This is a genomic window from Paenibacillus paridis (genome assembly GCF_006345825.1).
Classification (GTDB): domain Bacteria; phylum Bacillota; class Bacilli; order Paenibacillales; family Paenibacillaceae; genus Pristimantibacillus; species Pristimantibacillus paridis.
Genome location: NZ_VCIX01000092.1, coordinates 1,773,115 through 1,794,468, shown reverse-complemented (window position 1 = coordinate 1,794,468; position 21,354 = coordinate 1,773,115). Strand labels below are relative to the sequence as shown.

Annotated in this window: 21 protein-coding genes; 17 read left to right on the top strand and 4 right to left on the bottom strand. The window is 47.5% G+C overall.

All coding sequences use genetic code 11. The annotated features are described in order from the left end of the window. Positions 1-20 precede the first annotated feature (20 nt). Together FJQ58_RS29885 and FJQ58_RS29880 are read left to right on the top strand one after the other, a co-directional pair. Positions 21-1,019 carry an ABC transporter substrate-binding protein gene (locus FJQ58_RS29885; RefSeq protein WP_139999156.1) on the top strand — a complete coding sequence of 333 codons (999 nt, stop codon included), beginning with the start codon at positions 21-23 and terminating at the stop codon, positions 1,017-1,019. 112 nt (positions 1,020-1,131) lie between these two features. After that, positions 1,132-2,796, top strand: a complete 1,665-nt coding sequence (locus FJQ58_RS29880) for a helix-turn-helix domain-containing protein (RefSeq protein ID WP_139999154.1) — start codon at positions 1,132-1,134, stop codon at positions 2,794-2,796. 5 nt (positions 2,797-2,801) lie between these two features. Here the strand turns inward: FJQ58_RS29880 and FJQ58_RS29875 are convergent, their stop codons facing one another. Then, positions 2,802-3,440 (bottom strand): thiamine diphosphokinase, encoded by a 639-nt coding sequence (locus FJQ58_RS29875; RefSeq protein ID WP_139999152.1) that lies wholly within the window; start codon positions 3,438-3,440, stop codon positions 2,802-2,804. 225 nt (positions 3,441-3,665) lie between these two features. Here FJQ58_RS29875 and FJQ58_RS29870 point away from each other — a divergent pair, with 225 nt between their 5' ends. Together FJQ58_RS29870 and FJQ58_RS29865 are read left to right on the top strand one after the other, a co-directional pair. Then, entirely contained in the window at positions 3,666-4,307 is a 642-nt protein-coding gene (locus FJQ58_RS29870; RefSeq protein ID WP_140000224.1) for a trimeric intracellular cation channel family protein, read from the top strand. Continuing rightward, a complete protein-coding gene (locus tag FJQ58_RS29865) occupies positions 4,301-4,780 on the top strand; it encodes a low molecular weight protein-tyrosine-phosphatase (RefSeq protein WP_139999150.1) in 480 nt (159 codons plus the stop codon). Before FJQ58_RS29870 ends, FJQ58_RS29865 begins: the two co-directional genes overlap by 7 nt. Positions 4,781-4,910: 130 nt before the next feature. Here FJQ58_RS29865 and FJQ58_RS29860 read toward each other — a convergent pair whose 3' ends face one another. After that, positions 4,911-5,648 carry an alpha/beta hydrolase gene (locus tag FJQ58_RS29860; protein WP_139999148.1) on the bottom strand — a complete coding sequence of 246 codons (738 nt, stop codon included), beginning with the start codon at positions 5,646-5,648 and terminating at the stop codon, positions 4,911-4,913. 290 nt (positions 5,649-5,938) lie between these two features. Between FJQ58_RS29860 and pdhA the strand changes: the two genes are divergently transcribed. The 10 genes from pdhA (at position 5,939) to FJQ58_RS29810 (ending at position 18,553) form a co-directional block, all read left to right on the top strand. Next, positions 5,939-7,006 carry a pyruvate dehydrogenase (acetyl-transferring) E1 component subunit alpha gene (gene pdhA / locus FJQ58_RS29855; RefSeq protein WP_139999146.1) on the top strand — a complete coding sequence of 356 codons (1,068 nt, stop codon included), beginning with the start codon at positions 5,939-5,941 and terminating at the stop codon, positions 7,004-7,006. Between the two features lie 20 nt (positions 7,007-7,026). Continuing rightward, positions 7,027-8,004 (top strand): alpha-ketoacid dehydrogenase subunit beta, encoded by a 978-nt coding sequence (locus FJQ58_RS29850; protein WP_139999144.1) that lies wholly within the window; start codon positions 7,027-7,029, stop codon positions 8,002-8,004. Positions 8,005-8,019: 15 nt separating this feature from the next. Then, positions 8,020-9,348 (top strand): dihydrolipoamide acetyltransferase family protein, encoded by a 1,329-nt coding sequence (locus tag FJQ58_RS29845; RefSeq protein ID WP_139999142.1) that lies wholly within the window; start codon positions 8,020-8,022, stop codon positions 9,346-9,348. 3 nt (positions 9,349-9,351) lie between these two features. Then, positions 9,352-10,767 (top strand): dihydrolipoyl dehydrogenase, encoded by a 1,416-nt coding sequence (gene lpdA, locus FJQ58_RS29840; protein ID WP_139999141.1) that lies wholly within the window; start codon positions 9,352-9,354, stop codon positions 10,765-10,767. Positions 10,768-10,888: 121 nt separating this feature from the next. Then, the gene (locus FJQ58_RS29835) at positions 10,889-11,374 is read left to right on the top strand and encodes an acyl-CoA thioesterase (RefSeq protein WP_139999139.1); all 486 of its coding nucleotides are present in this window, start codon (positions 10,889-10,891) and stop codon (positions 11,372-11,374) included. A 57-nt stretch (positions 11,375-11,431) separates the two neighbouring features. After that, positions 11,432-12,391: a thymidylate synthase gene (locus FJQ58_RS29830; RefSeq protein ID WP_139999137.1), complete on the top strand. Its 960-nt coding sequence runs from the start codon at positions 11,432-11,434 to the stop codon at positions 12,389-12,391. 39 nt (positions 12,392-12,430) lie between these two features. Further along, positions 12,431-12,922 carry a dihydrofolate reductase gene (locus FJQ58_RS29825; protein WP_139999135.1) on the top strand — a complete coding sequence of 164 codons (492 nt, stop codon included), beginning with the start codon at positions 12,431-12,433 and terminating at the stop codon, positions 12,920-12,922. Between the two features lie 243 nt (positions 12,923-13,165). Continuing rightward, positions 13,166-14,653 carry a glutamate synthase subunit beta gene (locus FJQ58_RS29820; RefSeq protein WP_139999133.1) on the top strand — a complete coding sequence of 496 codons (1,488 nt, stop codon included), beginning with the start codon at positions 13,166-13,168 and terminating at the stop codon, positions 14,651-14,653. A gap of 200 nt (positions 14,654-14,853) precedes the next feature. Beyond that, entirely contained in the window at positions 14,854-16,005 is a 1,152-nt protein-coding gene (locus tag FJQ58_RS29815; protein WP_139999131.1) for a hypothetical protein, read from the top strand. A 280-nt stretch (positions 16,006-16,285) separates the two neighbouring features. After that, positions 16,286-18,553, top strand: a complete 2,268-nt coding sequence (locus FJQ58_RS29810) for a type IA DNA topoisomerase (protein ID WP_139999129.1) — start codon at positions 16,286-16,288, stop codon at positions 18,551-18,553. A 98-nt stretch (positions 18,554-18,651) separates the two neighbouring features. Here the strand turns inward: FJQ58_RS29810 and FJQ58_RS29805 are convergent, their stop codons facing one another. After that, on the bottom strand, positions 18,652-19,386 hold the full coding sequence (locus FJQ58_RS29805) for an HAD family hydrolase (RefSeq protein WP_139999127.1): 735 nt from the start codon (positions 19,384-19,386) through the stop codon (positions 18,652-18,654). A gap of 144 nt (positions 19,387-19,530) precedes the next feature. Between FJQ58_RS29805 and FJQ58_RS32680 the strand changes: the two genes are divergently transcribed. After that, positions 19,531-19,668: a hypothetical protein gene (locus FJQ58_RS32680; RefSeq protein ID WP_202915351.1), complete on the top strand. Its 138-nt coding sequence runs from the start codon at positions 19,531-19,533 to the stop codon at positions 19,666-19,668. Between the two features lie 60 nt (positions 19,669-19,728). Here the strand turns inward: FJQ58_RS32680 and FJQ58_RS29800 are convergent, their stop codons facing one another. Beyond that, entirely contained in the window at positions 19,729-19,953 is a 225-nt protein-coding gene (locus FJQ58_RS29800) for a hypothetical protein (protein WP_139999125.1), read from the bottom strand. 158 nt (positions 19,954-20,111) lie between these two features. Here FJQ58_RS29800 and FJQ58_RS29795 point away from each other — a divergent pair, with 158 nt between their 5' ends. Continuing rightward, entirely contained in the window at positions 20,112-20,837 is a 726-nt protein-coding gene (locus tag FJQ58_RS29795; RefSeq protein ID WP_139999123.1) for a phosphonate ABC transporter ATP-binding protein, read from the top strand. Then, positions 20,834-21,346 carry a GNAT family N-acetyltransferase gene (locus FJQ58_RS29790; protein WP_162341849.1) on the top strand — a complete coding sequence of 171 codons (513 nt, stop codon included), beginning with the start codon at positions 20,834-20,836 and terminating at the stop codon, positions 21,344-21,346. Before FJQ58_RS29795 ends, FJQ58_RS29790 begins: the two co-directional genes overlap by 4 nt. The last annotated feature ends 8 nt before the right edge of the window (positions 21,347-21,354 follow it).

The window sequence follows — 21,354 nt, the reverse complement described above, 5'->3', positions numbered from 1 at the left end:
ATATCGGAGGCACAAAACAGATGAAACATGTACGCATTTTTATTTTATGTATGACGATGGTAATGGGGGCATTGCTGTCAGCATGCGGTTCAAATGCTGATAGATCGAATACGAACGTGAGCGCACCAACCGATCAATCAAGTACTTCTTCAAATAACGATGGAAACAAGTCCACAGAGGCTGCTACAAGAATGTATACCGATTCAAAGGGGCATCAAGTCGAAATTCCGACTAAGCCTGTACGCGTGATCTATACTGGCGGTGAGCTTGGAGATTTGCTTGCCATTGATGTGAAGCCCATAGGAGCAGCTTTAGGAATCATCGGAGATCAAATTGCTTACCCGGAGCTTATTAATGGCATCGCAGATGTAGGTGACCTGCTTGGCGATTTAGAGAAAGTGACTGCACTTGATCCGGATTTGATTTTGCTCGATAGCGGCGGGAGCTATTATGAAGAGAACGCCTTTGAGCAGCTCTCCAAAATAGCACCGACGATTACGTATGACCGTTTGTCCACCAATGAACGCTTGCGTGTATTCGGGGATATTCTCGGCAAACAAGCTGAAGCGGAGCGGTGGATAAGTAACTATGATGCTAAAGCAAAGGAAGTCGTAAGCAAGCTAAACATAAATACGAACGTGACCGCATCTGTTTTTCTGCAGCTGGGCAAAGATTTTTATATCATGGGAAATGCTTCACTCGGCTCTACGGTATATGAGACCCTCGGTTTTTCACCCTCCGCAAAAGTGAAGGAAGAGCTGATTGACAAAGGAGAAGCTTTTGCCAATATTTCAAGCGAGGTATATGCCGAACTCGCAGGAGAGTGGATGTTCGTGCTTACCGATGACGACGAGACCGCGCGTGCAGCTACTGATTCCTTTACCAATGATCCCTTGTGGAAGGCGATTCCGGCTGTTAAAAACGGCAAAGTCTATTACTTGAAAACGATGTGGAATTTTGACGATGCGATTACGAAGGAAAGATTGCTTGACGAGCTTCCGAATATCGTAAACCAATAATTTTAATTGGCTCTGCAAGAAGCGTTCAACTACCCGTTGAAACGCTTCTTTTTTTTGTATAGTATAGGATTATTGATAATTGTTCTCATCATTATAAGAAGGAGGCTGGCACATGAGCTCAAAACGAATAGTTTCTCCTTCGCCAAATCGCTATTACTTCGCGCTAGACGAGATCGGTGAGCTAACACCGTCCATAAGTTCAAACCATATGCCTGCGCAGCATTTTCAACATATCCTATTAGCGGTAACTAACGGTACGGGTACCCTTTGGCTCGATGGCATCTCCTACAAGATTCGGCAGGGGGACTGCTTGTTGATTTTGCCTGAGAGTCAATTTAACCTTTTGGATCTGGATGGCACCCAATTATCCGGCTACTGGATGGTGCTGCGAGCCTTTCAGGCACACGAGCGTGAGCCGGCAGCGTCATTATCCGAGCTACTTCCTTATAACAAGCTCATTTCTGTACATCAGATTTCTGCCTTAGTAGAAGTTTTTACAAAGCTGCTTGCAGTTGATCGAAGCGAAACGAACCTTGAGCAGATGAAGCGACAATTGATGATGCTAGAGTTATTTGTGCTTCTGCTTGAAAATGCCAAGGAATCGCAAAGCTATCCTGACGTGACTGAAGCGGTGGAAGAGACGGTTCTTTATATGCAGGAGCATTATCGTGAACCGATCACGGTCGTGCAGCTATTACGAATGTCTGGGGTTGGCCGATGGCAGTACAGCTCAATCTTTCAAGCCATTACCGGGCAAAAACCGCTTGATTACTTGGCTGACCTTCGAATAAATAGAGCCAAAACGCTCATGCTTCAATCCGATGATCCGCTTCGAGAAATTGCAAAAAGCGTAGGTTTCAAAGATGAATATTATTTTAATCGCCGTTTTCGGCAAATGACAGGACTATCTCCCAAAAAATATGTCCGTATGCATAACCCGCATTCCAGCATCCAGGGCTTTGGAGGGGCAGAGCTTGCTTTTCCGCTCCAATCTTCTAAAGTTGTAGCTATTGGGTATGCGCTAGGCGATTTGCTGGCGCTTGGCGTTAGACCGATTGGGGCTGATCTTTCTTTGATTGGCCAACAGGTTGTTTTTCGAAATGAGCTGCAAAATATTACAGATATCGGAAGCCATGCAGATGAACGGATTATTGGAACTCTGCAGCCAGAGCTTATTTTACATTGTAGTACGCATGACAAGCCGCTTGACACTTTCTCGAGAATTGCTCCTACGATCGCCATCGAAAAAAACGCTTCGACTTATGTCAGGCTTCGCCAAATTGCAGTCATTTTAGGGAAGCAGACGGAGGCCGAGAGCTGGATTGCCCGCTATGAGAAGAAGGCTGAGGCGATGTGGCGGCTTTTAAAGCCTTCGATTCATTCTGGTGAAACGATGACGATATTCGTCGTGGTGGGGGGACGCGCTTTTGTAATGGGAAACCATGGGATCTCGCCGACCCTCTATCATCCTTTAGCCTTTAGGCCAACGGATGGAGTGAACAGGCTTATTCAAAATCAAATCCCTTTCGAGGCTCTGGAACTGGAGAACATAGCTGAGTTTAACGGTGACCGCTTCGTTTTGTTAGTCGCAGAGGACGAAGCTTCCCGCTTTGCCACCAATCAACTGTTGAACAGTACGATCTGGGGGAAGCTTCGTCCTGTGCAGAATGGGCAAGTCATCAAGCTGGGGGCGAAATGGAACTTTGACGATCCCATTACGCGGGAAAGGCTTCTCGAAGAGCTCCCGCGGTTGGTTCAATTTAGTTGTTTAGCATGAGTTTATTAGTCTCGGCTTTGAATGACGAGAAGCAGTCCAGCGCGCAATTGAATTGTACCGTAATCAGAAATAAGCACGTTGCTTATGCCAAGAGACTGTCCAATCGTTAATACCGCCTTGTTCAATGGATATTGAAAGCCAGTAAGGGTGATTCCCTCGACCCGCATGGAGAGTGGGAGCAGGGATACATTGGGATAGCCCTCTGCTTCAATCGTCATTTGATCCTTAGTGAGCGAGATTTTATTATGGTCGTCAATTATTGCGGCAATCACATTCTGTTCAATGGCGAGGGCAAGGAGATGGACATTTGCTAGCGAATGGTCGAAGCGAGTGCCGAGTGCCCCTAGGAGTACCAGCTTGCGCGGCTTCAGATCCAGCGCGAGACGCACAGCCATTTCCGTATCGGTATAGTTTTTGTCGATGGGATCGCATGAAATCGTTTTGGCGCTGTTTGCCTGTATGGCTAGCAATTCTTCTTCTGATACGGAATCGAAATCTCCGATGGCAATATCGGGGCGAAAGCCATGTGAAATTAAAAAACGGGCACCGCTGTCGGCTCCAATGAGCAGATCAGCCGTGTTTATAAAGTTAAGCGCCCAGTCACCAAGCTGGCCGCCTGTACAAATGACAATCAGAGGCTGCATATTCAAATTTCCTTTCTTATTAGGGAAATCATTAGAAAACATTACAAGTATAAAGCTTTTTTGACTATAAAGACTAGTGGGTAATTGATCTGCTGCTTGATCTTGAAATAAGAACTGCGAAAATTGTCGTTGCGTAACCGCATGCTCCCAGCTAAAATGGTGTAGGAAAGTACCGGCGAGTGCGGCCGGTCTATGGACGGGAAGCGAGGAGCTATTGCGGTGAGTATGGATATTTTTGGGGTATTCAGCATTATTGGCACAATTGCATTTGCTGTCAGCGGAGCGATTGTGGCTATGGAAGAGGAGTACGATATACTAGGTGTGTTCGTACTGGGTCTCGTAACCGCTTTTGGCGGGGGAGTGGTCCGTAATTTACTGATCGGCATGCCGGTGACATCGCTTTGGAGCCAAGGTTATTTGTTGAAAATTGCCATGATTGCAATGACGATCGCATTTCTGCTCCCCGTGGTATGGATTCAGCGCTGGCGAAGGAGCGAGGCTTTTTTTGATGCGATTGGCTTGTCCGCATTTGCCATACAAGGCGCGCTTTATGCAACTCAGATGAAGCATCCGCTCAGTGCGGTGCTAGTTGCTGCCATGCTGACCGGAATTGGGGGAGGCATCATTCGCGACGTGCTTGCCGGACGTAAACCTCTGGTGCTGAAAGATGAAATTTATGCCGTTTGGGCGATGCTCGCAGGGTTGGTTATTGGACTGGGGTGGCTTAAGTCGACACTGGAGCTGCTATTTCTATTCGTCGTTATCATTAGCTTTCGGATGCTGTCCGTATACTACAAATGGAAGCTGCCGCGGCGTTCATTAAATATTAATACTGTTCATGAACAGCAGAAAAGAGGCAAATCGTGAAGAAACGTGTATTATTCGTATGCTTGGGCAACATCTGCAGGTCGCCAATGGCTGAGGCGGTCATGCGCCATCAGGTGGAGCTTGCAAATTTGTCGGAAGTTATTGAAGTCGATTCTGCGGGAACAGGCGACTGGCATTTGGGCCATCCTCCCCATGAAGGAACCAGGCAGCAGCTCGATGAGCACCACATTTCATACGAGGGCATGAAGGCTCGCTTAGTTTCATCGACAGATTTTGACGCGTTTGATTACATCGTTTGTATGGATACGAACAACCTGCGGGATGTGCGCAAGCTACTTTCCAAAGAACAAGGGGAACAAGCCAAGCTGTTTACCTTTATGGAGCTGCTGCCGGAGCAGGGGATTGTGGATGTACCCGATCCTTATTACGATGGGAATTTTCCGTTTGTGTTCGAGCTGGTGGAGAACGGCTGCAAAGAGCTGTTAAGCAGAGTGCAAGCGGATCTAAACTAAAACAAGTTTTTCTCGAACAAAAAAGCTTCCTATGGCTATTCCAAACAGCCGAATAGGAAGCTTTTTCTGTGAATGCTCAATCTTTTTTTGCCTCTGATCAGGCGTAGTGACATGTGCTCCGTTTAAATGGCTATTCGATATCGATAAAATAGGACAAAGCCCGGTCAAGCTCTTTCTGCCAGAAGCCCCATTGATGCTTGCCGTCCTTCTCCTCATAGAAGACGGTCGCTTGATTATGCTCTAACAGCGCCTTTGCATTGCGGTTGAGTGCAACAAAATCGAATACGCCCCGATCGGTCTCATAGGCATCTTCCTGTAAGCCTACAATCATATAGATGTTCAGCCAGCTAAGATCGCCAGCTTCGGAGATGATATTTTGCGAGACGCCGTAATAAGCGCCTGATAACGACATCACGCGCGTAAAGAGCTCTGGGTAGGCAAGCGCCAAATGGAGCGAGACGGAGCCGCCAAGCGAATCGCCGGCAAGCAGGCGATGCTCAGGAACGCTTCTAACTGCATAACGCTCTTCGACAAACGGAATAAGCTCCTCGGCAAAGAACCGAATGTAGTTCGCATGTCGATTGCCGTCGGGTGCATATTCATCCGTTCTGATTTTTTTGTCAACATCAACGCCTACAATAATGAAGGGCTCTAATCCCTCGTCCAAGATCAATTTTGTTGCCGTTGTCGCAATGCGCCCAAAGTTAAAGAAGTCTTCGCCGTCCTGGCAATACACGACCGGGTAACTCAAAACCTCGTTATACCCGGGTGGCAAAAAGATTCTTAAATTGCGGGAGTCTTCCGGCAAATAGCGGCTAGGCACCGTTTCTTTAACAATCGTTCTTTTTAAATAGCGTTCATCTGTCATTTCTTTCTCTCCTCGCGGGTTGGTTTGTTGAATGGAAAGCTTCTCATGTGGGTAAACAATAGAAAGGCAATCAAAGGAATCGCATCTATTTCTGTCGTGTTGTATTATGCTGTTATACTAATAAAATAAGTCTGTAGCATATACAATTTCTTAAGATAATGATGAGAATCAGCGAAAAAACAACGGTTTTTTTGTTTTTTGCTTTGACCATTTTCGTTAAACAGGTTTATAATAATTCTATAACAGAGGTTAAGGATTTTCAAATATTTCGATTGAGGTGAGCGTTCAAAATGAGCAAATTGCCATACGAAGTTCAAACGGAACCGGTTACTCCGCTTTCTGTCTTGTCACTCGACGGGGAAGTTGTTAATCCGGATTTATTGCCGGAATTGTCTGATGATCAACTAAAAGAAGTTATGTACCGCATGGTATTTACCCGTACTTGGGATGAGCGTGCCGTTAATCTTGGGCGTCAAGGAAGACTGGGCTTCTATGCTCCGGTATCCGGCCAAGAAGCATCCATGATCGGCAGCGAGTATGCACTGAATAAAGATGATTTCATTTGCCCGGGCTACCGCGATATGCCACAGATCGTTTGGCATGGTCTGCCTATGTATAAAGCATTCCTATATTCCCGCGGCCACCAAGAGGGCGGACGTATTCCTGATGATGTTCATGTGCTTATGCCGCAAATCATTATCGGCGCGCAAATTTTGCACGCAACTGGCGTAGCCATGGCATTTAAGAAAAAGAATGAAAAGCGTGTTGCTATCACATATACAGGCGATGGCGGTTCATCCGAAGGCGATTTCTACGAAGGCATGAACTTTGCTGGTGCTTACAAGCTTCCAGTTATCTATGCAGTACAAAACAATGGCTACGCTATTACGACACCATACGCTAAGCAAACGGGCGCATTGTCGATCGCGCACAAAGCGGTTGCAGCAGGTATCAAAGGCGTTCAAGTAGACGGCATGGACGTGCTAGCTGTAATTAAAGCCGTTCAAGAGGCAGCTGAGCGCGGCCGCAACGGCGAAGGCGCAACGCTGATCGAAATGCTGACTTACCGTTTCCGTCCGCACTCCATGGCGGATGATACAACGAAATACCGTACAAAAGAAGAAGAAGCAGAATGGGCGCTTAAAGATCCGCTAGTTCGTTTCGGCAAATATTTGGAGAAAAAAGGCTTGTGGTCGGATGAAGACACAAACCGCGTCAAAGAAGAAGCAAAAGCAACCGTTAACGAGCAAATTAAGAAAACCGAAGCCGTTGAGAAAATGACGGTTGCAGGCTTGATCGATAGCATGTTCGAAACAACACCGAAGCACCTGGAAGAGCAAAAGGCCGATTTTCAATAGTAGAGGAGGATCAGACGATCATGGCTCAAATGAATATGTTGGAAGCAATTCGCGATGCGATGCGCGTTGAACTTAAACGCGACTCAAACGTTGTCATTTTCGGTGAGGACGTAGGTAAGGTCGGCGGTGTATTCCGCGTGACAGAAGGTTTGCAAGGAGAGTTTGGTGAAGATCGCGTATTTGATACGCCTCTTGCCGAGTCTGCTCTTGCAGGTATGGCAGTAGGTATGGGATTGCAAGGTTTCCGTCCCATTGCCGAGATTCAATTCGTTGGCTTTATTTATGAAGCGCTTGACCAAATGTTTGTCCAAGCCGCTCGCATGCGTTACCGCTCAGGCGGACGTTATAACTCGCCAATCGTATTCCGTACGCCTTTCGGCGGCGGCGTGAAAGCAGCTGAGCTGCACACGGATTCCCTTGAAGGTCTGGCTATTCAAACACCAGGTATCAAAGTCGTTATTCCTTCCAATCCTTATGATGCAAAAGGCTTGATGATTTCAGCTATCCGTGATAATGACCCCGTCTTCTTCATGGAGCATCTCAACCTTTACCGTGCATTTAAAGCAGATGTGCCTGAAGGCGAATATACCGTTGAAATTGGCAAAGCAAATGTGGTCCGCGAAGGTACGGATGTAACGATCCTTACTTACGGAATGATGGTTCATACATCGGTTAAAGCCGCTGAAGAGCTTGAAAAAACAGGCGTGAGCGTAGAGGTTATCGACCTTCGCACGCTTGTGCCGCTTGATATTGAAACAATCGTTGCATCGATTCAAAAGACGAACCGTGCCATTGTCGTACAAGAAGCGCAAAAAACGTCTGGCGCTGCAGCAGAAATCATTGCTCAAATCAACGAGCATGCGATTCTTCATTTGGAAGCTCCAGTACTGCGCGTAGCTGGACCGGACACGGTTTATCCGTTTGCGCTTGTTGAGGATGCGTGGCTTCCTTCGGTAGCTCGCGTTTCTGCGGCGGTTCAAAAAGTATTGAACTTTTAAAGGAGGTTACTAGCGGTGGCAAAATTCGAATATCGTTTCCCAGAGCTCGGCGAAGGCTTGCACGAAGGCGAAATCGTGAAAGTGAACATCAAAGTCGGCGATACGGTTACAGATGATGATATTATTATGGAAGTCCAAAACGATAAAGCAATCGTTGAAGTACCTTGTCCGGTTAACGGCAAAGTATTGGAAGTGCTCGTGAAAGACGGCCAAGTGTGCCACGTAGGCGAGATTGTGGCAATCATTGATGCGGAAGGCGAGCTTCCTGAGCAAGCAGCACCAGCTGCAGAGGCTCCAAAAGCGGAAGCACCTAAAGCGGAAGCGGCTCCAGCAGCAGAAGCACCTAAAGCGGAAGCTCCGGCTGCTGCTGCACCTACAGCTCCGAAAGCGACTGGCGGACTTGTGCTTGCAACGCCAAGCGTTCGCAAATTTGCCCGTGAGAAAGGTGTAGACCTGACTCAAGTCGGCGGAACTGGCAAGAACGGCCGTATTACTCGTGATGATGTCAATGGTTTTGGCGGCGCACCTGCTGCTGTTGCTACTGATGCCGCAGCACCTGCTGAGCAACCGAGCAACGCGGAAGTGGCAGCTAAAGGCGCTGGTGAAGCGAAGCCTGCGCACACAGCAGCTGGAACAGCTTACCGTCCGGAAGAACGCGTACCGTTCAAAGGCATTCGCAAAATCATCGCAAATGCAATGTCCAAATCGGTTTACACAGCGCCTCACGTTACGATTATGGATGAGGTTGACGTAACTGAGCTTGTTGCACTCCGTGCAAAATATAAGCCTTATGCCGAGAAAAAAGGCTCCAAGCTGACTTACTTGCCGTTTATTGTGAAGGCTCTTGTGGCTGCTTGCCGTGAGTTCCCGATCCTGAACGCTACGCTTGATGAGGCTAACCAAGAAATCGTGCTTCGCAAATATTACAACATCGGTATTGCAACAGACACAGATAACGGCCTAATCGTTCCGGTTATCGAAGATGCAGACCGTAAAAACCTGTTCAAAATTGCGGATTCCATCCGTGATCTAGCTGCTCGCGGCCGTGATGGCAAGCTAGCTGCTAACGAGCTGAAAGGAAGCACGATTTCCATCTCGAACATCGGTTCGGCTGGCGGTATGTTCTTCACACCGGTAATCAACTTCCCTGAGGTTGCTATTTTGGGTACAGGCAGAATTACAGAGAAAGCAATCGTTCGCAACGGCGAAATCGTAGCTGCTCCGGTAATGGCACTTTCACTTAGCTTTGACCACCGTCTCATCGACGGCGCAACGGCACAAAACTTTATGAATTACATCAAAACACTTCTGGGCCAACCGGAATTGTTCATAATGGAGGTATAAGACATGGTCGTAGGTGATGCTTCCCTAGATATTGATACTCTAGTCATTGGTGCGGGTCCTGGCGGTTACGTCGCAGCGATCCGTGCTGCTCAGCTTGGTCAAAACGTACTCATCGTGGATAAAGAATACGTAGGCGGCGTATGCTTGAACGTAGGCTGTATTCCTTCCAAAGCGTTGATCTCTGCTTCGCATCAATACGAATCCATCAGCCACGCTTCTGCTTTCGGTATCGAAGTTGGCGAAGCGAAGGTTGATTTCACTAAAGTGCAAGAGTTTAAAGCCGGTATTGTCAAAAAATTGACAGGCGGCGTTGCTTCTCTATTGAAAGCGAACAAAGTCCAATATTTTCAAGGCGAAGTGATGTTCATCAATGAGAACGAAGCACGCGTATTCAACGATCAAGAAGCGCCGCGCTACCGTTTCAAAAACTGCATTATCGCTACGGGCTCGCGTCCGATTGAATTGAAAGCATTCCCTTACGGCGGCCGTATCGTATCATCGACTGGCGCTTTGTCCTTGCCGGAAATTCCGAAAAGCCTTGTCGTTATCGGCGGCGGCTATATCGGTATTGAGCTTGGTCAAATGTACTCCAAATTCGGTACTAAGGTAACGGTAATCGAGGGCTCTGACGCAATTCTTCCAGGCTTCGATAAAGATATGTCTTCCATCGTTGCGAAGAAACTGAAAAGCACGAACGTTGATATCATCACTGGCGCACAAGCCAAAGGTGCCGAGCAAACGGATAAAGACGTTACGGTTACTTACACCGTTGGCGATAAAGAAGAAAAAGTAACGGCAGATTACTTGCTTGTAACGGTTGGACGTCGTCCAAACACCGACGGCGAGCTTGGTCTTGACCTCATCAACGTAAAGCTGTCTGATCGCGGACTCGTTGAAGTTGATGAGCAATGCCGTACGAACATTCCGCATATTTATGCGATTGGTGACATCATCGCTGGACCTGCGCTAGCTCACAAAGCGATGTATGAAGGCCGCGTTGCTGCTGAGGCCATCTCGGGCCAAGCAAGCGTAATTGATTACAAATGCGTACCGGCGGTATGTTTCTCCGATCCGGAATGCGCAAGCGTTGGCCTTAGCGAGAAAGAAGCAAAAGACAAGGGCCATAACGTTAAAGTGGGTAAATTCCCATTTGCTATCAATGGTCGTGCGATGTCGCTTAACGCGAACGAAGGTTTTGTTAAGCTCGTATCGGATGCAGACAGCGGTCTTGTGCTAGGCGCTCAAATTATCGGTATCGAAGCATCCAACATGATTGCCGAGCTTGCGCTTGGTATCGAAATGGGCGCTACGCTTGAAGATATCGCGCTTACGATTCATGCTCACCCTACACTGGGAGAGATCGTTCTGGATGCGGCCGAGGTTGCACTTGGTCACCCTATCCACACTTTCATTAAATAATTCGTACTAATGACTGTTCATTAGCGATAGTAGAGGTCACGCGGCTCTCCAGCCGACGGGGCCTCTTTGCGCTTCTAAAGGGGATTTAACGTAAACTAGAGCTAAAGGGGCGAAAATGACGATGGAGCAAGCGTCCAAACCGACAAGCGAGTCCAGAACGATCATGACACAGCTGATATTTCCGTTGGATACCAATCATAACGATACGATGTTTGGCGGCAAGCTGATGGAGTATATGGATAAAGTCGCCGCTATTGCTGCTATGAGGCATGCTAGAATGCAGGCTGTGACCGCTTCGACGGACAGCCTGGACTTTTTGGCGCCAATCCAGGTAGGAGAAGTCATTGAGGTCGAAGCTTTCGTTACATGGACAAATCGGAGCTCCATGGAGGTTTATGTATCGGTTCATTCCGAAAATTTATTCAGCGGCTTGCGTAAAACGACGGTAACCGCCTTCTTTACCTTTGTAGCTTTGGATGGCAGCGGCAAACCCGCTATCGTACCGGCAGTTGTTCCATTGACAGAAGAAGAGAAGCGGCTGCACGCTTCGGCACCTGAACGATACGCGCTTCGCAAGAAACGAAAAGAGGACAGGAAACGCGGATGATGGTATAATTGGTGTTATTTTTCCGACGTTTGTTTCATGATAAGGAGCGATATCCAAATGAGCAAAAGCGAACAAACCTACTTGCAATTGTTAAAATATGTTCTTGAACACGGAACCAAAAAAGAAGACCGTACGGGTACTGGGACAATTTCTACCTTCGGTTACCAAATGCGGTTTGATTTGAGTGAAGGTTTCCCCCTCTTAACGACCAAAAGGGTGCCCTTCAAGCTAATTGCGAGTGAGTTGATCTGGTTCATTCAAGGCGATACGAATATTCGTTATCTGCTTCAGCACAACAATAATATTTGGAATGAATGGGCATTCAAAAAATGGGTTGAAAGCAAGGCATACACTGGCCCAGACATGACTAATTTCGGGCTTCGCTCACAAACGGATTCTGAGTTTGCCGTGGCGTATGAGGAGCAAATGGAGCTGTTTAAGCAGCAGATCCTCTTGGATGATTCATTTGCTGCGGAATTTGGTGAGCTTGGCAATGTTTATGGAAAGCAGTGGCGGGAATGGAAAACAACACAAGGTGAAACCATAGACCAGCTTAAGGATGTCATTGCTACCATCAAAAACAACCCTGACTCCCGCAGGCTGATCGTTTCCGCTTGGAATCCGGAAGACGTGCCTAGAAATATGGCGCTGCCGCCATGCCATACAATGTTTCAATTTTACGTGACGAACGGGAAGCTCTCCTGCCAGCTTTATCAGCGGAGCGGCGATATTTTTCTCGGCATTCCATTCAACATCGCGAGTTATGCTCTATTAACGCACATGATTGCTCATGAATGCGGGCTTGAAGCAGGCGAGTTTATCCATACGCTCGGCGATGCGCATATTTATACGAATCATCTGGAGCAAATCGATCTGCAGCTGAGCAGGGAACCTCGTTCTTTGCCAACATTAAAACTAAATACGGACAAACAATCGATCTTTGACTTTGAAGTTGGAGATTTAACGATTGAACAATATGAGCCGCATCCATCCATAAAAGCACCAGTAGCCGTGTAGAGAATGCAGCTAATTATTCATTAAGGGGTGGAAAAGGTCATGTCAATTACGTTAATCGCGGCCATGGACCGCAACCGCACGATAGGAATCGGCAACAAATTACCCTGGCGTCTGCCCGCAGAGATGGCCTTCTTCAAGCAAACCACAATAGGGAAAACGGTTTTGATGGGTCGCAAAACGTTCGAATCGCTTCCTAAACCGCTCAAGGATCGTCGAAATGTCGTACTGACTCGCCAATCGAATTACGAACCTGAGGGCTGTGAGATTTTGCATTCGATTGAAGCAGCGCTTGCGCTGTCCAAAGAGGAAGAACTGATCGTCATTGGCGGCGAGGATATCTATGCGCAATTCCTGCCATTTGCCAATAAAATCTACCTTACTGAGGTTGATGTGGAAATCGAAGGAGGAGATGCGTTTTTTCCTGAGTTCTCCGATTCGGAGTGGGAGCTAGCGGCTCGCGACCCAAGAGAAAGCGACGAAAAAAATAGTTATGCCTTCACGTTTCAAACGTTCAACCGACGATCTTCTTAGCTTTTTAGGCTATTTCCGAACATTTGACGAACGATATGTCAGAAAGTGCAAATGATTGTGCGGATAATCCATTAACGTCATAAGGACTTGAATGCTAGGATGTTGTAAAATAGTAAACGAGTGCTTTAGACAAAATATTCGTTTTTGAGAAAGTTTGTTATTGAATATTAGATGGATTCCCGATATAGTTTGAAGAGAATCGTAACAAGGTTAACGGGAAATATGGATGGAGGAAAAGCGATCATGTCTACACCTACTGGATTTATGGAATATCAACGTGAATTGCCGGCCGATCGCGACCCGCTGGAGCGCATTAAAGACTGGCAAGAGTTTCATAAGCATTTTTCGGATGAGCAATTAAAGACGCAAGGCTCGCGCTGCATGGATTGCGGCACGCCATATTGCCATACCGGTATCGAACTTGCAGGATCTGTTTCCGGCTGTCCGGTAAACAATCTGATTCCAGAGTGGAATAACCTGATTTACCGCGGACTGTGGCGCGAGGCGCTCGACCGTTTGCACAAAACGAATAATTTCCCAGAGTTCACGGGCCGGGTTTGTCCAGCGCCGTGCGAGGGTTCTTGTACAGTTGGCTTGATTGGCGATGCGGTTACAATCAAAACAATCGAACAAGCCATTATCGATCGCGGCTTTGACGAGGGATGGGTTGTTCCACAGCCTCCGAAGGTCCGCACAGGCAAACGCGTTGCCGTAGTTGGTTCGGGTCCTGCCGGAATGGCAACCGCTGCCCAGCTTAACAAAGCAGGCCATACCGTAACGGTATATGAGCGTGCTGACCGCATTGGCGGTTTGCTCACTTATGGCATTCCGACGATGAAGTTGGAGAAGCATGTCGTTCAGCGCCGTGTTGATCTGATGGAAGCAGAAGGTGTGGAATTTGTAACGAATACGGAAATCGGCAAAGACGTTACGGCTAATGAGCTTGTCGAGAAATTCGACGCAGTCGTCCTTTGCGGCGGTTCCACTAGAGCACGTAACGTTAAAATCGAAGGCCGTGACCTGAATGGCGTTCACATGGCTATGGATTATTTGAATGGCACAATCAAGAGCTATTTGGACTCCAACCTTGAGGATGGCAACTATATTTCGGCTAAAGATAAAGATGTTATCGTTATCGGCGGCGGCGACACCGGGTCGGACTGTGTGGCAACGGCGCTTCGCCACGGCTGTAAATCGGTTACTCAATTCGGCACGCATGCCAAAGCGCCGCTTGAGCGAGATAGCCTGAACAATCCTTGGCCGCAATTCCCGAACGTGTACACGCTCGATTATGCGCATGAGGAAGCGAAAGCCTTGTTTGGCGAAGATCCACGTGCCTTCTCCGTGTTGACGAAGAAATTCGTTGGCGACGGCAATGGTAACCTCAAAGAGCTTCATACGGTACAAATTATGCGTACGGTTGACGAGACCGGCCGTAAAATATATAGCGAGATTCCTGGAACGGAAAAAGTATGGCCTGCGGATCTTGTTTTCATTGCAGTAGGCTTTGAAGGACCGGAAACGACGTTGATCGAACAGCTTGGCCTTGCACAAGACCGTCGCACGAATGTAAAGGCTGCTTATGGCAAGTATACAACCAATGTTGATAAAGTGTTTGCGGCAGGCGACATGCGCCGTGGTCAAAGCTTGGTTGTATGGGCAATCAACGAGGGCCGCGAGGCTGCTCGCGAAGTGGATAAATATTTAATGGGAACATCGATGCTGCCTTAACGGCTAAGCTAAAGTAATGAAACGCAATGTTAATAATCGTTTTTTTTGGAGAAGCGCCTTTGGGCGCTTTTCTTGTTGAGGACGCAGCTTGGAATAGACAAAGAAGGAGGCTATTCAAGACGAAATCCGAAACTTACCTCACCATCATAAGGAAACTTGTGGTAAAATCGGTTTGAGATGACGCGAAGGGGCGATTCGTCATGCCAGCTGATGAAGCATATGTACTTTCACCTACAGACGTACGAAACATACGAAGCTATGTTCAGCACAAGTATGCAGCCATGCCTCAGGAGGCGCGCGCAGAGATTGTGGCTGATGCTGTGAAACGAATCATACATAAGCAATTGCCTAAATTCGAGAACAGCTTAAAAATAGCCGTAACGGAAACTTTGATTCGCACAGTCGTTTTAGAACGTCAGGGGCCTGTCAGAGCCGAGGATATATTGCAGGCTTGTTTATCGATTGATCAGAAAAATTCGAATGTATATGATCCCCTCCATGATTGGTTAGAGCGACAGCTGCATATGCGTTGCGAGAAGCCTCTCTTGCTCCGTTTAATGGACAAGCTGCAGGCGACGGGGGAGTTGGGGGCTGTTACTAACGAAGAGGCTGAGGGAGGCCTTCTAGCGAAGTTAAGGGGCATGCTAATGGCAGAAGGCGCTGAATTTGGCGATGAGCTCGCGAGCCGGTCTTCAGGAGATGTAATCGTAATGCCCATTTCAAGGTGGCAAAAGCCTTTCGGTCGAATCGCTCGGACCAAAACCTTTATTTATGCGGTTTTATGTGCTTGTTTAATTAGTGCTTCATTATTATATGGCTGGTCATTAAGCAAGCCTTCCCTTTATAAGCTGCAGCCAACGGTGGTGACACAACCTGTTCAGCCTTTACCTGTCCAATCAAGCGGGTTGCCAGAGGAGCTGCGATACCATGAGATTGATTCGGCAAAACTGATCGCCTATTTGCAGAAGAGATCATCCATTTTGGCGGAGCAGCCCTACTTTGATGCCATTGTTGGAGCAGCGTATGCCTTCGATATTCATCCTGCCCTGTTGTTTGCAATTACTGGGCAGGAGCAGGGTTTTGTGCCCAAGACAAACAAGCAGCATAAGGAAATAGCGAACAATCCCTTTAATGTTTTCCACAGCTGGCAGGAGTTTAATACAACGATCGAGCAATCGGCGGAGATAGCCGCGAGAACGGTATTCAACTTAAGCAAGGAACGTCCTTCCGAAGTCGATCCGTTTACTTGGATTAATCGGAAATATGCGGAAGACCCGAAATGGTCGGATGGCGTCAGGTCTATTTTTGCATCCATAGTCGCTTCTATTGAAGCGCCAACCACTGGAAAATAACAACTTTAGATTCTTCTCGAAAGATCATAATGAATAATAGGGATGCTACAGCCATTATGGATTCAATAGCTCTTATACCAAATAACCCAATTGGGACAAACGTCCTATTGGGTTATTTTTTTGGCTGATTTCTACTCCTGAAACGGTGAAAAGGATTCCCTTTTGTTCGAGAAGTCTGTAAAATGTTTAGAGGCCACACCTTGCGAAGCTGATGAATGCTGCTCACAGCCTGCATCAGCCGGCAAGCTTGCGAAATGCTTATAGAAGGAGCGATTATCTTTTGAAGACACTAATCATTGCGGAAAAACCCGATATGGGAAGAAACATAGCCGCCGCAATCGATCCCAAAGCAAAAAATCACCGTTCCTACATAGAAGGCGAACACTATATTATTACATGGGCGATTGGGCATCTCATCGGGCTCGCGGAGCCGGATGCTTATGATGACCGCTATAAAAAATGGAATATTAACGATCTTCCGATCATTCCGGCGCAGTTCAAGCTGGTTCCGAACAAAAAAACGATCGATCAGCTCAAGGTGATTGGGGATCTGGCTAAGCGAAGCAATTTGCTCGTCAACTCCTGCGATGCAGGGCGGGAAGGTCAATATATTTTCTCGCTGATTCAGCGGCACTTAAAGCTGAGCCAGCCGGTTAAGCGGCTGTGGATCTCGGATCTTACGCCTGAGACGATCCGCAAAGGCTTTGATGAGCTGAAGGAAGGCGCCGAGTATGAGAATCTGACGCGTGCGGCTACGGCAAGGAGCGAAGCGGATTGGCTTATCGGTATGAACGGTTCACGCGCCTTTACAACAAAACATAATGTGTTGTTGTCCGTAGGAAGAGTTCAAACGCCCGTGCTGGCGTTGATCTATGATCGCCAGAAGCTAATTGAAGCTTTCTCGTCGCTAAAGTTTTTTGAACTGGAAGGACACTTTACGCAGAACGAGCTGACGTATAAAGCGATGTGGCAGGGCGAGAGAATGACCGATCAGGCTCAGGTTGAAGCGTTGGCTGCCAAAGTAAAAGGCAAGCAAGGCCGCATTGCTTCCTATGAGGTGAAGGATACGAAGGAGTATCCTTTTAAGTTGTATGACCTTACTCTGCTGCAGCGGGAAGCGAACGGCAAATATGGTTTTTCAGCGAAAAAAACACTCGATACCGCCCAGGCGCTGTACGAGAAGCACAAGGTCATCTCGTATCCAAGAACGAATTCCAACTATGTGACCGAACAAAATATACCGGAAATGCATAAAACGCTGAATGCGTTGCAAGGGACAAGCTATGATGAGCTCGTAAAAGGAGCAAATCGCGGCTTGGTCCATAAAGGAAATAAATTTATTTGTAATCCAACGAAGGTAGAGGACCATCATGCGATCCTGCCTACCAACCGAAAGGCAAACAACCTAAGTCCCGATGAGCAAAAGCTTTACGATCTTGTCGTCAGACGGTTTCTGTCGCAATTTTATCCAGCAGCAGAATATAAGGTTCATACTGTCATAACAGAAGTGGAGAAGGAACATTTCAAAACGACGGTGAAGGAGCTGCTCAGCCTAGGCTGGAAAGTGATTTATGCCGATCAGAAAAAGGATAAGGCAAAGTCGACAGCCAAAGGAAAAGACAAGGAGGATGCTGAGGAAGAAGAGGTTGAGGTAAACGAGCCCTTCTCCATTTCAGCTGATGAAGGCGTTGTGTGTTCCGATGCCATCGTAAAGGAGAAAGATACGCAGCCGCCTAAGCATTATACAGAGGGTACGCTTCTCAAAGCGATGGAGAGCGCCGGCAAGCAAATCGAGGACGAGGATGTCCGCGATGCGATGAAGGATTCGGGCCTTGGCACGCCTGCTACTAGAGCTGCAACGATTGAGCGTTTGAAGAACGTTGGTTATGTGGAGATGCAGGGGAAGAAAATTCAGGTAACACAAAAGGGCAGAACAGCTATCGAGCTTATACGCGGTGCCGGAATTGACCTGTTAACCTCACCTGAGATGACCGGATTATGGGAGAGACGCTTGAACGAAATTTCAAGAGGAACCGCCTCGGATGGACAATTTATGGAAAATGTTAAAAAATTCGCTACCATGATTGTCGATAAGGTTCGCGTCCAGTCCCGTGCCGCAAAAACATCGTTCGAAAGCGAGGCACCAGCACCAGCCTCAGGAAGAGGAGGAACTGGGAAATCGGCAGCTGCCTCGCGGACACGAGTAACGAAAGCGAAAGCCATTGGGGCTCAAACCAAGAGCGCAGAGAAAGCCACCCAAGCAGCTGGTGGAGGGCCTGTCGTCATTGCGGCCTGTCCGCGTGCAGGCTGCGGCGGATCGATTTTTATGGGACGCAAAGGCTATGGCTGCTCCCACTACAAAGAAGGCTGCAAATTCGTTATTTGGAAGGAAAGCTTCGGCCGAAGCTTGACGGATACGCAGGTACGGGCATTGGTGGAGAAAGGCAAAACCGCGAAGCTGAAGCTTGAACTAGCGGATGGAACACCAGGAGAAGGGAAAATCGTTATCCGTAATACGGAGACTGGGGAGTTAGCCATCGAGCAGTAGAGGGTTCGATTGGTTGCTTCCAATTTAAAATAAAAATAGACCCGAATCGATCTCGCTTGCCACGAGGTAGATACGGGTCTATTTATTTTGATTTTTGTTTATCGGTTAACGTAGCCATGGATCGCGTCAGGTACGTCCTTTAAGTGGTCCAGCGTCAGAAAGGCGCCCTTTGGCTCGACTTCAATCTGAATGACGTTAAATTCCCATTCGGACACCGCCCGCATATGAATGGCATGAATACCAGCGGTCAGGGCTGGTACGACATCTGTACGTATGGAGTTGCCAACCATCCAAGTGCTGCTTCTGTCAAAGAGGCCTGTCGACAAAATGCTCTCCAATGCATCGCTGTTCTTCAATCTGCGAATGTAAATGCGCGAATCAAAATAGCGCTCCAAATTCATTTTTTCGATTTTGCGTCGCTGAATAGGCAGTTCCCCGCCTGTATACAGATGAAGCTCATGTCCCGCTTCGGCAAGCGAAAATAACGTTTGTTCCATATTGGGATATGGCTCTGCGTCATGTTCGTAAACGCTCATTCCAAGCTTCCACAAAAAGTTTTCTTCATTCGTGGAGCGTTTGCGGCCCGTCAGATGGGAGAAGTGGATGTAGGTATCTACGAAAGACTGTGGGAAATGTTCGCTCTTGAAGCCGAATACGGCCACTCCTGCAATATCGATCTCCATTTGCTTGTCCCGAATGGCCTGTACGCTGACCAGAGGAGAGCTTCCGAACCAGGTAGTCATCGAATCAATATATTGGTCGATAACCAAATAAAAATATTTGTTACAGTGGATTAACGTATCGTCGAGGTCAAACATGATTTGTTGCTTCATATAGAACTCTCCTTTGCAAAACTTGAAACTGTATGACCAATCTACCGCAATAGGAGGGGTCGAGTCAATGAAAGGGAAGCGGTTTGATTCAAATTTACATTGTTTTTCTAAAAAATAGGCATAATGACAACGGAGGTGATAGGCATGGCATTTCAAAAAAACAACAAAAACGAACAGCAAAAAAATCCGATAAACAATCGTGAGCAAGACGGTACGCTAGACCCTGACAAGCAGGGGAAACGGCCCCCGAGCTTAAACAGAATAAAAAAAGAGCTTCCTTAAGCATGTTAAAGAAATTCAATAGAAAAGGAGAGCCTGAACAGGCTCTCCTCATCTTTATATTTATGCATATTTAAGCTGCGAGGCTCTTAATTGATTCTTGATAAAAGCGATTCGTCTACGAACATAAAAGTCCTTGCTCGCACCTTTCAAATCATTGGGAGTGATCACCTCCTCTGCTACATTGTCAATAATGATTAGCCGTCCATCGGCGTAAAACTTAAAAGTAAGGTCGCGTCCAGGACGTCCATTCTCTAAATAACGGAAATTTTCGCAGATGTTATTCATGGTGATCAGGCCTCCTTCAAATGGTTGAATTCGATGATCTTTAGAACGTTTGTTCTTGTTTTTATTATACCAAACATTTGTTCGTATGGAAACTGTTTTTTGTTTAACGTAAACTAGATTCATAGAGGCAGTTGCTGCAAACAGAAGGAGCGCGGAAAATGATCAGAATAAAAAACCTATCCAAACGTATTCCAGGCGGGCCCAAGGTGCTCGACGATATTAGCTTCGAGGTATATCCTGGAGACTTTGTCGCAATAAAAGGAGACAGTGGAAGCGGAAAGTCGACGCTGCTGCGCTGCCTTGCCCTGCAAGAAAAGTGGACGGAGGGCTCCTATCAATTCGAAGGAAAGGATGTCTTCAAGGAAGGCTTTGCCGGCAAGCTTAAAGTAAAGCAGCAGGTAGCTTATGTGGAAGAGAAGCCATTCCTATTCCCCAACAAAACAGGATTAAAGAACGTCATCATCGGTTCGGTTACCCAAACGCCGGCTTGGCGCAGATGGACGGGCATGGTTCGCAATGATGATTATATGGGCGCCATGGACATGATCGAGAAACGCGGCTTGATCGACAAGGCCCATCAGAAAGCTAGCACCCTAAGCGGGGGCGAGCGGCAGCGCATGGCCATTGCAAGAGCACTCGTGCATGGCGCCAAAGTAATTGCAGCGGATGAACCGGTATCAGGACTTGATCCGCATACGGCCGACCAGGTATTGACCGATTTGAAAGCGCTCTGCAAAGAGCAGGGCGTCATCGTCATTGCCGTCATGCATCAAGGAGACTGGGCAGAGCGCTTTGCCGATCGAATTCTCGGATTGAATAACGGCAAGCTTGTCGTAGACGTTACAGGAAGAAGATTGACGGAGCGGGAGAAATCGTTGCTGTGAGTACAGTTAAACTGCGGTTGATTGAAGAGCAAGAGCTGAGTGCTGCCATCGCACTGGAGAAGAACTGCTACTCTGAGGACGCTGCGGCGACGCTGGAGGGGTTCCAGTACCGTTATGAGCACTATCGTCCCTTCTTCTGGTCGGCATGGATTGGCGACCGGCTGGTTGGCATTGCCAACGGCATACGTACGTTTCAAAATGATTGTGGCGATGAGATGAAAGGGATACAGGGGGATGCTGCGGAAGGAAGCAACTTTTGTGTACTGACTGTGGCAGTGGATAAAGAGCAGCGTAGGCAGGGGATAGGCGCTTTATTGCTGCAGAAACTTGTTGAGCAATGTGAAGAGGCGGACATTGAGAAAATAATTTTAATGTGCGAGAAGCATCTTATTCCTTTTTATGAGGACAAGCAGTTTCGGCTGCATGGGCCATCAAGCTCTACGCATGGCGGCATCACTTGGTATGAGATGAGCCGTACCCTGCATACAATGGAGCATCTTACCGAATAGGAAGGTGT